Source organism: Rhodococcus sp. NPDC059968, from assembly GCF_042738615.1.
Lineage (GTDB): Bacteria > Actinomycetota > Actinomycetes > Mycobacteriales > Mycobacteriaceae > Rhodococcus_F.
The window spans coordinates 1-14,261 of record NZ_JBHWUE010000163.1; the positions used below are offsets into that span (position 1 = coordinate 1).

The following is a 14,261-nucleotide window of genomic DNA, read 5'->3' on the forward strand; positions in this document are numbered from 1 at the left end:
CTGGATCGGCTCGACGATCTTCGCCGCCGACATCGTCCGCAGTACCCTCGAGCTGCCCGCCGACTGGCAACCGCTCGGAGCGATCGCCGTCGGCCACCCCCTCGAACCACTCACACCCCGACACGCCGCCGACCCCGGCGACGCCCTGATCGAGAGATGACCTGAGCGCAATGAGCGCCGAATCACTACACCGCACCGCGACCGCCGCGCTCGAGGGTTGGAAAACGCTCGACGAGAACGACGAATCGTTGCGGCACACCATGCTCGCGTTCCTCGCGTCGGCGCCGCTCGGGTGCCTGCGTGAGCACGTACCCGGGCACATCACGGCGTCCTCCCTCGTCCTGGACGAGGGGGGATGTCACGTGCTTCTGACCCTGCATCCCCGGGTCGGCCGGTGGATCCAATTGGGCGGGCACTGCGAGCCCTCCGACGAGACCGTCGTCGACGCCGCGCTACGGGAGGCGTGCGAGGAATCGGGAATTCCCGACCTCCGGATCGATCCCGACCTGCTGTCGGCGCACACCCACCCGATCACGTGCTCACTCGGACAACCCACCCGGCACCTGGACCTCCGGTTCCTCGTCCGCGCGCGTCCGGGCGCCCACATCGTGCGCAGCTCCGAATCGACGGATCTCCGCTGGTGGCCGGTGGACGCACTGCCGCCGAACGCGGAGAAGTCCACGATCGACCAGCTCGTGCACCTGGCCGGACTGCGCTAGGGGCGCTTCACCTCTCACACGTCCGTGCTGAACCGGATCCCGCCGTCGGGCAACGTCACGCCCGGCCACACCCGGGCCCCGCGCAGGAGTTCGCACCGGGCGCCGATGTCGGCTCCGTCACCGATCACCGCGTCACGCACCAGCGCTCGCGGCCCGATGCGCGCGCCGAAACCGATGATGGACCGTTCGACGGTCGCTCCGGCCTCGACCACGGCGCCGTCGAACAGCACCGCGCCGTCGAGTCGTGCGCCCGCGCCCACCTCGGCGCCGCGGCCGACGACGGTTCCGCCGATCAGCAGCGCGCCCGGGGCGACACCCGCACCCGGGTGGACGAGCGATTCGCCGCGGGGCCCGTCGAGCGCAGGCGACGGAGCGATGCCGCGCACCAGGTCCGCGGAACCGCGCACGAAGTCCTCGGGGGTGCCCATGTCGCGCCAGTACGAGGAGTCGACGTGTCCGTAGACGCGGGCGTCCTCGGCCAGCAGCGACGGGAACACCTCGCGCTCCACCGACACCGGGCGTCCCTCGGGGATCCGTTCGATGATCTCGCGCTTGAAGACGTAGCAGCCTGCGTTGATCTGGTCGGTCGGCGGGTCCTGCGTCTTCTCGAGGAAGGCGGTGACCCGGCCGTCGGCGTCGGTGGGCACGCAGCCGAACGCCCGCGGATCCCCCACCCGCACGAGGTGAAGGGTGACGTCGGCGTCCCGGTTCCGGTGGGTGTCGAGGATCGCACCCAGGTCCGTGCCGCCGAGGACGTCGCCGTTGAAGACCATGGCGTGGTCACCGCGCAGCTTCGGCAGAACGTTGCGGATGCCGCCGCCGGTGCCGAGCGGTTCGGTCTCGGTGACGTAGTCGATTTCGAGACCGAGCTTGGAGCCGTCGCCGAAGTACTCCTCGAAGACCTCCGCCTTGAAGGACGTGCCGAGAACCACGTGCGTGATCCCGGCCGCCCCGATCCGCGCCAGCAGATGCTGGAGGAACGGCAGACCCGCCGTCGGCAGCATGGGCTTGGGCGCCGACAGGGTCAGCGGGCGAAGCCTCGTTCCCTGACCGCCGACCAGCACCACTGCATCGGTCGTCTTCTCAATTGCCATGAGTCGTTCCCCCCTCGTTCTGGTTCGTGCGTCGTTCCCGGACTGCGGAAGCCACGGCGATCTTCGACCGCACTGCCAATCCTCCCCGAAGTGCCCATCTCAGCGGCGCCTGCCACCAGTGGGGATGACGATCGGCCTGGAACCGGTACGCGCTCTGATGGTGAGCGGGCAGCATCAGTTCCGGATGTTTGCCCGCCGCGTGCCCCTTCGCGTGGGTGACCTCGGCGGACGGCACATACACGTTGAGCCACCCTGCCTTGCCCAGGCGGTCGCCGAGGTCGACGTCCTCCATGTACATGAAGTAGCGGGAATCGAAGCCGTTGATCGAGTCGAAGGCCGCGCGCCGCATCAGCAGGCACGAACCGGACAACCAGCCGACCGAGCGCTCACTGACGGTCTCGTTCTCCTGGCGGTAGCCGGCAGTCCACGGGTTGGAGGGCCATACCGTGCCCAGAATCGCGTGCCCGGCCCCCGACACGAGGTCGGGCACCTGGCGCGCCGACGGGTAGATGCTCCCGTCGGGTTCCAGAACGAGAGGTCCGAGCGCCCCCGCACGCGGCCAGCGCTCGGCGGCCGCAAGAAGTACGTCGATCGATCCGGGCGCCCAGCGAACATCCGGATTGGCGATGACGACGAACTCGATCTTCTCGTCGATCTCGGCCACAGCCCTGTTGATGGCACCGCCGTAGCCGATGTTCCCGCCGGTGCGCAGCAGGCGCACGTGGTCGTGCGCCGCGTCCGCTGCCTCGGGGGCGCCGTCCGTCGATCCGTTGTCGGCCATCACGACCTGCGGATCTTCTTTCGTCGCCTCGGCGAGAGTGCCCAGGAATTGCTCCAGATGCTCACCTGGCGAAAAGGTCACCGTCACCACGGCCAGCTTCGAACTCACGCGGGCAAGCGTAGCCGTTGAAAGAGGGTCCGCCTCACACCGCTGTACGCACAGCCGCATGCAACGCGTCTCGCCACGGCCGCAACGGGGTCAGCCCGGCGTCGGCCCACGCGCGCCCGGACAGGACCGAGAAGGCCGGTCGCGGGGCGGGTCGCACGAACTGCGCGCTCGTGCACGGCCGCACACGCTGCGGGTCCGCGCCTGCTTCTTCGAACACGGCGCGCGCGAGGTCGAACCAACTCGCCCGGCCCGAGTTGGTGGCGTGGAGCACCGGCGCGTCGACGTCGCTGCGACCGGCGAGTTCGAGCAGCGCGTCGGCCAGATCACCGGCGAATGTGGGCGAACCCACCTGATCGTCCACGACGTCGACCGTGTCACGTTCACGCTCGAGCCGGAGCATGGTGGAGACGAAGTCGGAGCCCACCCCCGTGTAGACCCATGCGGTGCGCACGACGTGGGCGGACGGAAGCGCCGCGTGAACGGCGCGTTCGCCGGCGAGTTTGGTGCGTCCGTAGGCGGTCGCCGGACCGGTCGGGGCGTCCACCTCGTACGGCGTGTCGCCCTGCCCGGCAAAGACGTAGTCGGTGGAGACGTGGATCAGCCGGGCACCCGCGCGGGCGCACGCCGCCGCCAGGTTCGCCGGCCCCGCCTCGTTCACTGCCCGAGCGGTGTCCTCGTCCGACTCCGCAGCGTCGACCGCCGTGTACGCGGCGCAGTTGATCACCACCGCTCCGCCCTCGACCTGCGCATTCACCGCGTCCGGATCGGTGATGTCGAGCTCGTCCGACCCCACACCCCGGGCCGGAATTCCGGTCGCCTCGGCTCGTCGGAGGAGATGCCCACCCAGCTGCCCCCGGGCGCCGGTCACAAGGATGTTCGTCACGGGGGTCAGTCTGGCACGCCGATCGATGCCTCCCTGCTCCCGGCGCGTCGACCAGTAGCCTGGTTTCCGTGTCACACGAGCAACCCGCACCAGACGCACCCCCGAGCACGGCTCGGCGGCCGATTCACATCGCTGTGGCGGTGCTGTCGGTGCTCGCCCTCGTCGTGACGGGATTCGCCTGGCGGAGTATCGACTCGCTGCGCAACAATCTGGCAACCGCGGGCGGTCTGGGACTCGGCGGAAGCGCCGACGGCGCCGTCGACATCCTCATGGTCGGCACCGACAGCCGCACCGACGCCCACGGCAACCCCCTCTCCCAGGAAGAACTCGACTCGCTGCGGGCCGGCGAGGAAGTGGCGTCCAACACCGACACCATCGTCCTCATCCGCGTTCCCAACGACGGGAGCTCCGCCACCGCCATCTCGATCCCCCGCGACTCCTACGTCGACGTGCCGGGCATCGGTATGTCGAAGATCAACGCCGCGTACGGCGCCACCAAGGAGACCGAGCGGCTCAAACTCGTCGAGGACGGCGCCACCGACAAGGAAGCCGAGGCGGAGTCCACGAAGGCAGGCCGCGAGGCGCTCATCGAATCGGTGGCCGATCTCACGGGAATTACCGTCGACCACTACGCCGAGGTCGGGCTGCTCGGGTTCGTCCTCCTCACCAACGCGGTCGGCGGCGTCGACGTCTGCCTCAACGAACCGGTGGACGAGGACATGTCCGGCGCGCACTTCCCCGCCGGGGAGCAAACGTTGAAGGGTGCGGACGCACTGAGCTTCGTCCGCCAGCGCCACGACCTCCCGCGCGGTGACCTCGACCGCATCGTGCGTCAGCAAGTGTTCATGGCCTCGCTCGTCGGCAAGGTGCTGTCCGCGAAGACCCTCAGCGACCCGGGCAAGCTGAACGAACTCAGCGGCGCCGTGCAACGCTCGGTGGTGCTCGACGACGACTGGGACATCATCGAATTCGCCACCCAACTGCAGGACCTCGCCGGCGGCAAGGTGCAGTTCGAGACCATTCCGGTGACGGATCTCAACGGCATGACGGACTACGGCGAGTCCATCGTCGAGGTCAAGCCGAAGGACGTGAAGAAGTACGTGGCCGGTCTGGTCGGCGAGGCGCCCACCGACTCGGAGGAACCCACCACGTCCGAGACACCCAAGATCGACACCTCGACCGTCACTGTCGACGTCGCGAATGCCAGCGACGTCGGGGGCCTCGCGAACGGCGTCGCCGACGCCCTGAACTCGCTCGGCTACGGCCAAGGTGAGGTCGGCAACTACACCGGCCGATCGGTGAGCGAGACCACCGTCTTCGCGCACTCCGCGGACGACGACAGCGCGAAGTCTGTTGCGGCCGCACTCGGCGGGCTCCCCACCGACACCGACGCGACACTGCCCGAAGGCTCGGTGCGGGTGGTGCTGGCGAGTGACTACCAGGGGCCGACGTCCGCCGAGACCACCGGCACCACCACGTCGTCCGAGTCCTCGGAGACCGGCCTCGAGCCCGTGTCCACCGCCGGAACGACCCCCACCCCGGCACCGCCCGGCCCGCCCATCGATGCCGGCTCGTCGGGCCCGCGTTGTGTGAACTAGAAAACGAGAGACGGATCGTGTCCATGAACCATGCGTCCCGCACGCTGACCGACGCCCTGCTCGACCCCATCCTGAAGAACGACCCGGCCGGCCCGCGCGTCACGTTCTACGACGACGCGACCGGCGAACGAGTCGAACTTTCGGCCCTCACCCTCGCCAACTGGGCCGCCAAGACCGCCAACCTGCTGCGTGACGAGTTCGCCGTCGAGCCCGGCACCCGCGTCGTGGTACTCCTTCCCGCGCACTGGCAGACCGCCGCGGTTCTGCTCGGCGCATGGTGGGCCGGCGCCGAAGTCGTCCTCGAAGCCGATGGGGAAGCCGCCGTCGCACTCGTCTCGGCCCAGCACCTCGCCGACGTCGAGGACGTACCCGAGGTCGCGGCGCTGTCGCTGGACGCGTTCGGCAGGCCCGTTCCCGACCTTCCCGTCGGCATCACCGACTACGCCACGTCCGTACGCGTCCACGGCGACCAGTTCCGGCCGACGGTCGCCGGACCCGCACTGGCGGGCAAGAGCGTCGACGACGTTCTCGCCGCAGCGCTCGCCTCCGCCGAATCGGAGGGGATCACCGCCACCGACCGGGTGTTGTCCGAAGAGGCATGGGACTCCCCCGACGCCCTGATCGCCGGTCTGGTGGCCGTCTTCGCGACCGGCGCGTCACTCGTGCAGGTCACCAACGCCGATGCCGCAGCCCGGTCGAGGCGCGTGGACACCGAGAAGATCACCCGTCAGCTGTCCCGGTAGCCGCCGTCCGCGAGGCCCGCGGCGATCTCGAACCTGTTCCGGGCACCGCGGTGCCGCAACTCCTCGAACAGGTACCGCAGCGCGAAGGTCCAGCCGTACCTAGCCCATTGGTCGGCGTGGACCGCTTCGTGTCGCACGAGCGATCTCGCCGGTTCCCGGCCGGTGAGGAACACGCCGCCGATCGTCGTCCCGCCGCGCGCGTACCCACCCCGCATCCCGCTGCACACGAAGATGCCGAACTCGGCGTCGAAGGTGATGCGGGCGCCCCACAGCCGGGCATACGCCAACGCGAGCCGTGTGATCGCCGCGGACTGGGGATTCCCCCGCGACGTTCGGATCATCGGCACACCGCGGCTGCGTTTCACAGGCGCAGGATAAGCGCTCGGGGCGACGTTCATCCACAACTTCACGCCCATCCACAGACCAACCTGAAGTGCCAGGTCGCGTGCGGCAGGGATGAGGCGCTCGCCACGATGCTGTCGTTCATGACCGCACGCATTCGTACCCTGAAAGAACTGACCGACGCCGGAATCCCCCGCAGCACCATCGCCGCCCGATGCCGAAGTGGCGACTACCACCGCTGCCCACGGTGTACTCCCTCGTCGAACCCGACACGTACGTCCGGTGTGCCGCCGTGTCGGCGTGGCGGCCGGCTGCGGTCCTGAGCCACCGCACCGCGGCCTGGCTCTACGGCTGGTTGCCCGAGCCGGCGGTCGTCGAGGCGACGATTCCCCGGGGGCTGCGCGTCACGCCGCCGGACTGGCTTCGGCTGTACCGCCGCGACCTCGCACCGCACTCGGTGTCGATGGTGTCCCTTCTTCCGGCGGTGTCGCCCGCCCAAGCGCTCTTCGATTGTGCAGTCGTCATGCCCGAAGGAGACGTGGCGTCCCTCGTCGACAGCGAACTCGGCCGGAGCGTCGATCCGCACGAATTCCGTGACCTCTGCGCCGCTCACCACGGTCGGCACGGTGCGCCCGCGGCACGACGGCTGTTACGCCACGCTGCCCTCCGAGCTGCATCGGAACCCGAGCGGGTGCTCGGTCGCGAGCTCAGCCTTCGCGGTCTCCCGCTCGAGGCCAACCACCCGATCGGTCCGTACGTGGGTGATTTCGCCGACGAGCAGGCGCGGATCGTCGTCGAGGTCGACGGCCGCGAGTTCCATAGCGAGCCCGAAGTGTTCCGGAACGACCGACGGCGTCAGAACTGGCTCGTCCGTGAGGGGGTGGATGGTGCTCCGCTTCGCTGCCTACGACGTGTTGGCGCATCCCGATGTGATCGCCGGCGAGATCATCGATGCGGTACGTCGACGGCGTCGCGGTCGACGCCGGAGGTGAACTGAGCCGCCACTCCTTGCTCCCCGAGGGCTGATTCAGCCCCGGAGCGGCGAAGAGTGGCGGCTCAGTTCGACTCAGTCAGCCCAGCAGCTTGTCGCGGAGTGCCTTGTCCTTGTCCAGGACCATCTTCTCGAGCCCGTCCTGGAACGCGACCATCTGCTGCTGCAGGGCGGGGTCGGAGGCGCCGAGGATGCGGACGGCGAGCAGGCCCGCGTTGCGGGCGCCGCCGATGGACACGGTCGCGACGGGGACGCCTGCGGGCATCTGCACGATCGAGAGCAGCGAGTCCATGCCGTCGAGGTACTTCAGCGGGACGGGCACACCGATGACGGGCAGTGGGGTGGCCGACGCGACCATGCCCGGCAGGTGTGCGGCGCCCCCGGCGCCTGCGATGATCACCTGGATGCCGCGGCCGGCCGCGTCCTTCGCGTAGTCGAGCATGCGCTGCGGTGTGCGGTGTGCGGACACGACACCGACCTCGAAACGCACCCCGAACTCGGCGAGCGCCTCGGCGGCGGCCTCCATGGTGGGCCAGTCGGAGTCGCTGCCCATGATGAGCCCGACCTGTGCGCCCTGCCGTGCTGCCGTGTCACTCACCGTGTACATCCCATCCGTCGGTCCATTCAGCGTGCGAGAGCCAGTGCGCGGCGCGCTCGGCGCGCTCGCGGACCCGTGCCACGTATTCCGGGTCGTCGATCGAGCCGGGTCCGCCGACGATGTTCACGTGGCCGATCTTCCGGTCCTCACGTTCACCCTTGCCGTACAGGTGAATCTTCGCGTCGGGCATCCGGGCGAAGAGGTGGTGGACGCGTTCGTCCATGCTCATCTGGGGGGCCGTCGGCGCGCCGAGCACGTTCGCCATCACCGTGATCGGCGCGAGCGGTGCGGTGTCGCCGAGCGGGTAGTCGAGGACGGCGCGCAGGTGCTGCTCGAACTGTGAGGTGCGGGCACCGTCCATGGTCCAGTGGCCGGAGTTGTGGGGGCGCATCGCGAGTTCGTTGACGACGAGCCGGCCGTCGGTGGTCTCGAACAGTTCGACGGCCATCGCGCCGACCACACCGAGCTCGGACGCGATGCGGAGCGCCAGTTCCTCGGCGGCCTCGGCGACCGAATCCGGCAGTGCGGGGGCGGGGGCGAGGACCACGGCGCACTGTCCGTGGCGTTGCACCGTCTCCACGACGGGCCACGTGGCACCCTGGCCGAACGGTGACCGCGCCACCATCGCGGACAGCTCACGCCGCATCTCGACCTTCTCCTCGACGATGAGGGAGACACCCTTGTCGAGTTGCCGGGTGACGATGCGCTCGGCTTCGTCGGAATCGTCGGTGATCCACACGCCGCGACCGTCGTATCCGCCGCGGACGGCCTTGATCACGACCGGCCATCCGTGTTCGGCGCCGAACTTGACGACGTCCTCGGCCCAGGTCACCTCGGCGTACGCCGGGATCGGTGCGCCGAGTTCGGCGAGCTTGCGGCGCATCGCCAGCTTGTCCTGCGCGTAGATGAGCGCCGTCGGCGGCGGCTGCACGTTGACGCCCTCGGCGACCAGGACGTCGAGGTGCTCGGTGGGCACGTGCTCGTGGTCGAAGGTCAGGGCGTGCGACCCGACCGCGGCCCTGCGGAGCGCGTCGAGGTCGGTGTGGCTGCCGAGGACGACGTCGGGGCTCACCTGCGCCGCGGGTTCGTCGGCGGTGCCGGAGAGCACCCGCAGTGTCTGGCCGAGCGCAATCGCGGCCTGGTGGGTCATCCGCGCGAGTTGGCCGCCACCGATCATCGTCACGACAGGTTGCCCGGCGGTCAGATCGCGGGGTGTCGTGGGACGCGGTGTGGAGTCAGAGTTGCCGGTCACGGGTCACTAGTTTGTCACGTCCGGCGCGGGGTTCCGCCGCCAGGTGCCGGTCCGCAGTTTCTGTGATTCTCCTGATGATCTCGCCGCCAATTGGTGGTATCCGGTCGGACTTTCGTAAACTCATCCGTTGTGTCATTTGTCGACGGCGTCCTAGCACGCGTTCCCCAGCCTTTTCGGGCTCTCGCGTTGCAGCATCACGAACTGATCAAGTTCGCGATTGTGGGCGGCACCACCATGATCTTCGACCTCGCGATCTTCTATTCGCTGAGCCTGACGATCCTCGAAGAGAAGCCTGTAGTCGCAAAGGTTCTGTCCGGAATTCTCGCGACGGTCCTGAGTTACATTCTCAACCGCGAATGGTCGTTCAAGAACCGCGGCGGACGTGAACGTCACCACGAGGCCCTGCTGTTCTTCACGATCAGCGGGATCGGCGTGCTCCTCGCCGCCGCGCCCCTGTGGATCGCCAACAATGTGTTCGACATCCGCGCCAGCCAGGAGAACCTGACCACGCTGGTGATCGTCGACTTCGTGCTCAACTACATCATCGGAAACCTGCTGCAGATGGTGTTCCGCTTCTGGGCCCTCCGCCGGTTCGCGTTCCCCGACGAGAACGTGCACATCATCGATCCGGACCTCGTCGACGAGGCCGTCGAGGAAGAGTTCGGCCACTCCTGATCGTCAGCGCGGTTCCCGGATCCCGGTAACCCGCGTCGGCACGTGTTCGCGCGCGATGGGCACGAAGATCGCGAACAGGGCCGGACGTCGTCGCTGCAGTTCCAGCCGGCCGCCGTCCGCCTCGATGAGTGCACGGGCCAGCGCCAGACCCACACCGGTCGAACCGGCCCCCGAGAAACCTCGGTCGAAGATGTGCGGCGCGAGATCATTGCTGACCCCCACTCCCTCGTCCGACACCTCGACGCACACCATGGTCTCGCGGGGCGACGTCTCCTCGCCGGGCGTCCTGAGATTCTGACCCTGGATCAGGCGCACAGCGACGGTGCACGTCCCCGCCCCGTGCATGAGCGCGTTGTCGACGAGCACCGCGACGGCCTCGCGGAGCCGGGAACCGGTGGTCGAGGCCATCACGTTCGTGTCTCCGCGCAGCGTCAACTCGCGGTCGGCGTCCTCGAATGGCCGCTTCCAGTCCGCGATGACCACACTGAGCTCCCGGATCACCGACACCTGGGTCTCGGTGCCGCTGCTGCGCGACGAGCGGACCAGTTCGTCGATCGCGACCGTCAATCGGTCCACCTGCGCCATCGCCTCGTCGGCCTCGACCACGACCGCGGGATCCGAGTGCACGGACAGTTCGTCGAGCCGGAGTCGGACGGCCGTGAGGCGGCTGCGGAGCTGGTGGGAGACGTCCGCGACGAGTGCGTGTTCGCGCTGCAGCCGTCCCGCGATCTCGACGGTCGCGGAATCCAGGACGTCGGAGACACGGTCGAGTTCGGGGATGCCGTGACGTCGCACGTCCGGCCGGAAGTCGCCCTCCGCGAGCCGGGCCGCCCGGTTGGCGACGTCCCGCAGTGGATCGGCGAGCCGCTTCGCCGTGACGTAGGCGACCACGGTGCCTGCCGCGATGGACACGAGCACCAGCAACGCGACGGCACCGACCGCCTGCCGTTGCTGGGTGCGCATCTCGTCGGACGGCACCTCGAGACGGAGCGAACCGGACGTGCCCATCGCGAGAGATTCCACGAGCGGCGACTGCACGGACGATTCGCCGATGTCCACTCGCGCGGCGCCATCGTCGGTGGTCGGATAGACCACCACCAGGCGACCCCCGGCGGGCGTCAGCAGACGCAGAGAGTTCGTGTCGAGATCTCCCTCGACGACGCCGTTGATTCCCTCTTGGGTGATGATCTCCGTCGCCATCCGATCGAGCCGGACCTGGAGATCGCTCCGGTTGAAATCCTCGACCCACAACCACGCCGTGTAGATGAGCGGCACACCGAGCAGCAGCGCCGTCAGGATCACGACTGCGAGGATCGACTGGAGAATTCTGCGGCGCACTACCCCGCCTAGTCGGTGTTGATGCGGAAGCCGACGCCGCGGACCGTCGCGATGCGACGCTCGGCGGCGGGCCCCTCGTCACCGATCTTCCGGCGAAGCCACGACATGTGCATGTCGAGTGTCTTCGAGCCGCGCAGTTCCACGTCGCCCCATACCTCCGCGAGGATGGTGTCGCGGGACACCACCTGCCCCGCGTGTTCGAGCAGCACCCGGAGAAGCTCGTACTCCTTGTTGGCGAGGGCGATCTCGGTTCCGTTCACGAGCACTCTCCGGGCCGCCGGTTCGAGCCGGATGCCCCCGACCTCGACGACGGAATCCTCGCCGCCGCCGCGACGGCGCAGCAGGGCGCGCACCCGGGCCATCAGCTCCGCCAACCGGAACGGCTTGCCCACGTAGTCGTCGGCGCCCGCGTCGAGTCCGACGACGAAGTCGACCTCGTCGGTGCGCGCGGTGAGCATGAGAACCGCCAGTTCCGAACTGTGGGCGCGCACTTGCCTGCACACTTCGAGTCCGTCCATCCCCGGGAGGCCGAGATCCAGGATCAATAGGTCGTACGCTCCGTCGAGAGCCTGCTCCAGCGCTGCCGGGCCGGTCTGCTCGATGGTGACGTCGTATCCCTCCCGGCCCAGTGCCCGCGACAGCGGGGCGGCAATGGCTTCGTCATCTTCGGCAAGCAATACAGCAGTCACCTCCACAGCGTACGGAGGTGCGGAGACGGCTGTGACCGGTTACCAGCCTTTGCCGGTGTCGGCGTCGCCGCGCGGGTCGTCTCGCTCCCGTTCGCGGTGGAGGTCCATCGCGTCGAACACCTGGTGATAGAGCAGCGAGTGGACGCGCTGGACGTCGGGGATGTCGTCGAATTCCAGCGGATCGTCGGAGGACGACACGATGACCAGCGTTCCGGTGCGGAGCATCCGGTCGAGGAGGCCGTGCCGGAACTGGACGTTGCTGATGCGCCCCATCGGGATGTCGATCCCTGTGTGTGTCATCACACCCTGGCGGATGAGGACACGACGGTCGGTGACGATGAAGTGGGTGAACTTCCAGCTGAGAAACGGCGCGACACAGCGCCATACGACGAGACCCAGCCACACCACGAGGACGACGACGAGCACGATGTTCAGCGCGGAGCCGTCCAGTTTGTTCTCGGCGAATCCCGCCGCGAAACCCGCCACTGCCGTCGCCAGTAGAAAGGTGACGGCGGGGAGCAGCAGCATCTTCCAGTGTGGATGACGGTGAAGCAGCAGTTCCTCGTCCTCGGCGAGGGCGTCCTCCGGATATCCCATGCGAAGAGTGTGCCTCTACCGCATGCGGCTGAGCACTATCGGGGTGATGACGATGATGATGCCGTACAGCACCATCCACACTCCGACCACGATCACGAACACCTCGAGCGACAGCTGGGGCTGCAGGAGCACGAAGCCCCCGGCGACGACGCTGATCACGCCGAGCACGATGGTCAGCCCGCGATCCGCGACCGAACCCGAGGCGCCTTCCACGATTTCGAGGACACCCCGGAACACCCACCACGCACCGACGACGAGCGCGATGATCACGACGGTCTGGAGGGGACTCCTCAGCACGAGGAACGCCAGAAGTATTGCCAGGGCGCCGGATACGCCCACCAGGGTCCGTGCGGCTCCCCCGGCCTCGACGTCGGCGAACGCCCGGATGATCTGGACGATCCCGAAGCCGAAGAACTGGATGGCGATCAGGACGGCCAGCACCGTGAGCGTCACGTGCGGCCATACGAGCACCGCGATGCCGAGACCCAGTGTGAGCAGACCGAGCACCACCGTGAGGCCGGTCAACGTGCGCCGGGCTGCGGTGACGGAGGACTCCGGAATTGAGGTACTCATGTACCACAGTGTCGCACTACTCGGTGCGCACCGGGCGTAAATGTGTGATGTCACCTGCGGAGACGGCGATCGTGCCGGATTGGCCGTCGGGAGCGATCACGACCCGCCCCTCCGCATCGACGTCCGCTGCGATTCCGATCAGTTCACGCCCGCCGGGCAGTTCGGCGCGCACCCGCTGGCCGAGCGTGCCGCAGCGGGCACGGTAGGCCGCGGCGAGTTCGGTGACGTCCCAGTTGGAGTCGTGCCATTGCTGCCAGCGATCGGCGATCGCGCGGAGCACCGCCCGCGCGAGAGTGTCGCGGTCACTGACCTCGGCGTCCTCGAGCACGAGCGACGTCGCGTGTGTCACAGGAAGTTCGTCCCTCGTAAGGCTGACGTTGAGTCCAATCCCGACGACCACCGCGGGATCCGGTGTGGTGGCGGACACCTCGGCGAGGATCCCGGCGACCTTTCGACCGTCGATCAGCACATCGTTGGGCCACTTCAGCTCCGCGGGCACCTTCGCGACGGCACGCAGCGCGTCGACGACGGCGACTCCGGTCAGCAGCGGCAGCCACCCCATGTCGCCCACGCTCATTCCCGGCATCGTCAAGAGCGCGGAGACCGCGATCTGTGCCTGCGGCGGACTCACCCAGGCGCGTGAGTGGCGGCCGCGGCCGCTGCCCTGGAATTCCGCGAGCAGCACGTGCCGGTCGCAGTTCGACGCCGCGGCCCGCGCGAGAAGATCGGCGTTGGTGGACCCGGTCTCCTGCACCACGTCGAGCCGCGCCCAGAATCGGCGGGTGTCGCTGTCGTCGTCACCGCGGACGAGCGCCGCGCGCAGATTGTCGGCATTGAGAGGAGGTCGGTTCAGGTCGGTCCACATCACCACAGCCTAGGACGAGCAGGAAAAGGTACTGGTCAGTAGCCGGGTCCGGGCAACCCGCCGCCTGACCACCTCCCTTGGCAGAAGCTCGCCGGCTCTCGTTAAGCTGACCTGTCATGACCACTGTTCAGGAGCCGAGCGCGGCGGAGTCGGCGAGTACGCCCGATATTCACACGACGGCGGGAAAGCTCGCCGACCTGCGTAATCGTCAGGCCGAGGCGCAGCACCCGAGCGGTGAAGCCGCGATCGAGAAGGTCCACGCCAAGGGCAAGCTCACCGCCCGCGAACGCATCACCGCCCTATTGGACGACGGCAGCTTTGTCGAACTCGACGCCCTCGCCCGGCACCGCTCGGTGAACTTCGGCCTCGCCGACAACCGCCCCGTCGGCGACGGCGTCGTCACCGGCTACGGCAC

Annotated in this window: 17 protein-coding genes and 1 pseudogene; 7 read left to right on the forward strand and 11 right to left on the reverse strand. The window is 68.4% G+C overall.

What is annotated here, in order from left to right; translation table 11 throughout:
* Both ACFWAY_RS50560 and ACFWAY_RS50565 read left to right on the forward strand, forming a co-directional pair.
* Positions 1-160, forward strand: a pseudogene (locus ACFWAY_RS50560) (coenzyme F420-0:L-glutamate ligase); the annotation flags it as partial.
* 10 nt (positions 161-170) lie between these two features.
* Positions 171-719, forward strand: a complete 549-nt coding sequence (locus ACFWAY_RS50565) for an NUDIX hydrolase (protein ID WP_037245087.1) — start codon at positions 171-173, stop codon at positions 717-719.
* Between the two features lie 14 nt (positions 720-733).
* On the opposite strand, the gene ACFWAY_RS50570 is transcribed toward ACFWAY_RS50565, so the two are convergent.
* The 3 genes from ACFWAY_RS50570 to rfbD are packed head-to-tail and all read right to left on the reverse strand — an operon-like array spanning position 734 to position 3,585.
* Positions 734-1,813: a sugar phosphate nucleotidyltransferase gene (locus ACFWAY_RS50570; protein WP_378516074.1), complete on the reverse strand. Its 1,080-nt coding sequence runs from the start codon at positions 1,811-1,813 to the stop codon at positions 734-736.
* On the reverse strand, positions 1,803-2,702 hold the full coding sequence (locus ACFWAY_RS50575; protein ID WP_378516075.1) for a glycosyltransferase family 2 protein: 900 nt from the start codon (positions 2,700-2,702) through the stop codon (positions 1,803-1,805). Before ACFWAY_RS50575 ends, ACFWAY_RS50570 begins: the two co-directional genes overlap by 11 nt.
* A gap of 34 nt (positions 2,703-2,736) precedes the next feature.
* Positions 2,737-3,585 (reverse strand): dTDP-4-dehydrorhamnose reductase, encoded by an 849-nt coding sequence (gene rfbD, locus ACFWAY_RS50580; RefSeq protein WP_378516076.1) that lies wholly within the window; start codon positions 3,583-3,585, stop codon positions 2,737-2,739.
* 134 nt (positions 3,586-3,719) lie between these two features.
* On the opposite strand from rfbD, the gene ACFWAY_RS50585 reads away from it, so the two are divergent.
* A complete protein-coding gene (locus tag ACFWAY_RS50585) occupies positions 3,720-5,183 on the forward strand; it encodes an LCP family protein (protein ID WP_378516083.1) in 1,464 nt (487 codons plus the stop codon).
* A gap of 23 nt (positions 5,184-5,206) precedes the next feature.
* Complete coding sequence (locus ACFWAY_RS50590) at positions 5,207-5,926, forward strand: TIGR03089 family protein (RefSeq protein WP_378516077.1); 720 nt, start codon at positions 5,207-5,209, stop codon at positions 5,924-5,926.
* Here ACFWAY_RS50590 and ACFWAY_RS50595 read toward each other — a convergent pair.
* A complete protein-coding gene (locus ACFWAY_RS50595; protein ID WP_378516084.1) occupies positions 5,911-6,267 on the reverse strand; it encodes a hypothetical protein in 357 nt (118 codons plus the stop codon). The genes ACFWAY_RS50590 and ACFWAY_RS50595 overlap by 16 nt on opposite strands.
* Before the next feature lie 215 nt (positions 6,268-6,482).
* Between ACFWAY_RS50595 and ACFWAY_RS50600 the strand changes: the two genes are divergently transcribed.
* Complete coding sequence (locus ACFWAY_RS50600) at positions 6,483-7,265, forward strand: DUF559 domain-containing protein (RefSeq protein ID WP_378516078.1); 783 nt, start codon at positions 6,483-6,485, stop codon at positions 7,263-7,265.
* Between the two features lie 73 nt (positions 7,266-7,338).
* Here the strand turns inward: ACFWAY_RS50600 and purE are convergent, their stop codons facing one another.
* Together purE and ACFWAY_RS50610 are read right to left on the reverse strand one after the other, a co-directional pair.
* On the reverse strand, positions 7,339-7,866 hold the full coding sequence (gene purE / locus ACFWAY_RS50605) for a 5-(carboxyamino)imidazole ribonucleotide mutase (protein ID WP_005563291.1): 528 nt from the start codon (positions 7,864-7,866) through the stop codon (positions 7,339-7,341).
* Entirely contained in the window at positions 7,850-9,109 is a 1,260-nt protein-coding gene (locus tag ACFWAY_RS50610; protein ID WP_378516079.1) for a 5-(carboxyamino)imidazole ribonucleotide synthase, read from the reverse strand. Before ACFWAY_RS50610 ends, purE begins: the two co-directional genes overlap by 17 nt.
* Before the next feature lie 129 nt (positions 9,110-9,238).
* Between ACFWAY_RS50610 and ACFWAY_RS50615 the strand changes: the two genes are divergently transcribed.
* A complete protein-coding gene (locus ACFWAY_RS50615; protein ID WP_378458755.1) occupies positions 9,239-9,784 on the forward strand; it encodes a GtrA family protein in 546 nt (181 codons plus the stop codon).
* A 3-nt stretch (positions 9,785-9,787) separates the two neighbouring features.
* Here the strand turns inward: ACFWAY_RS50615 and ACFWAY_RS50620 are convergent, their stop codons facing one another.
* The 5 genes from ACFWAY_RS50620 to ACFWAY_RS50640 are packed head-to-tail and all read right to left on the reverse strand — an operon-like array spanning position 9,788 to position 13,846.
* Positions 9,788-11,122, reverse strand: a complete 1,335-nt coding sequence (locus ACFWAY_RS50620; RefSeq protein ID WP_378516080.1) for an ATP-binding protein — start codon at positions 11,120-11,122, stop codon at positions 9,788-9,790.
* An 8-nt stretch (positions 11,123-11,130) separates the two neighbouring features.
* The gene (locus tag ACFWAY_RS50625; RefSeq protein ID WP_025432276.1) at positions 11,131-11,811 is read right to left on the reverse strand and encodes a response regulator transcription factor; all 681 of its coding nucleotides are present in this window, start codon (positions 11,809-11,811) and stop codon (positions 11,131-11,133) included.
* A 39-nt stretch (positions 11,812-11,850) separates the two neighbouring features.
* Positions 11,851-12,408, reverse strand: a complete 558-nt coding sequence (locus tag ACFWAY_RS50630; RefSeq protein WP_378458753.1) for a PH domain-containing protein — start codon at positions 12,406-12,408, stop codon at positions 11,851-11,853.
* A gap of 15 nt (positions 12,409-12,423) precedes the next feature.
* Positions 12,424-12,981: an HdeD family acid-resistance protein gene (locus ACFWAY_RS50635; RefSeq protein WP_378458752.1), complete on the reverse strand. Its 558-nt coding sequence runs from the start codon at positions 12,979-12,981 to the stop codon at positions 12,424-12,426.
* 16 nt (positions 12,982-12,997) lie between these two features.
* A complete protein-coding gene (locus tag ACFWAY_RS50640; protein WP_378516081.1) occupies positions 12,998-13,846 on the reverse strand; it encodes a biotin--[acetyl-CoA-carboxylase] ligase in 849 nt (282 codons plus the stop codon).
* A 116-nt stretch (positions 13,847-13,962) separates the two neighbouring features.
* On the opposite strand from ACFWAY_RS50640, the gene ACFWAY_RS50645 reads away from it, so the two are divergent.
* A partial coding sequence (locus ACFWAY_RS50645; RefSeq protein ID WP_378516082.1) for a carboxyl transferase domain-containing protein occupies positions 13,963-14,261 on the forward strand: 299 nt, incomplete at its 3' end.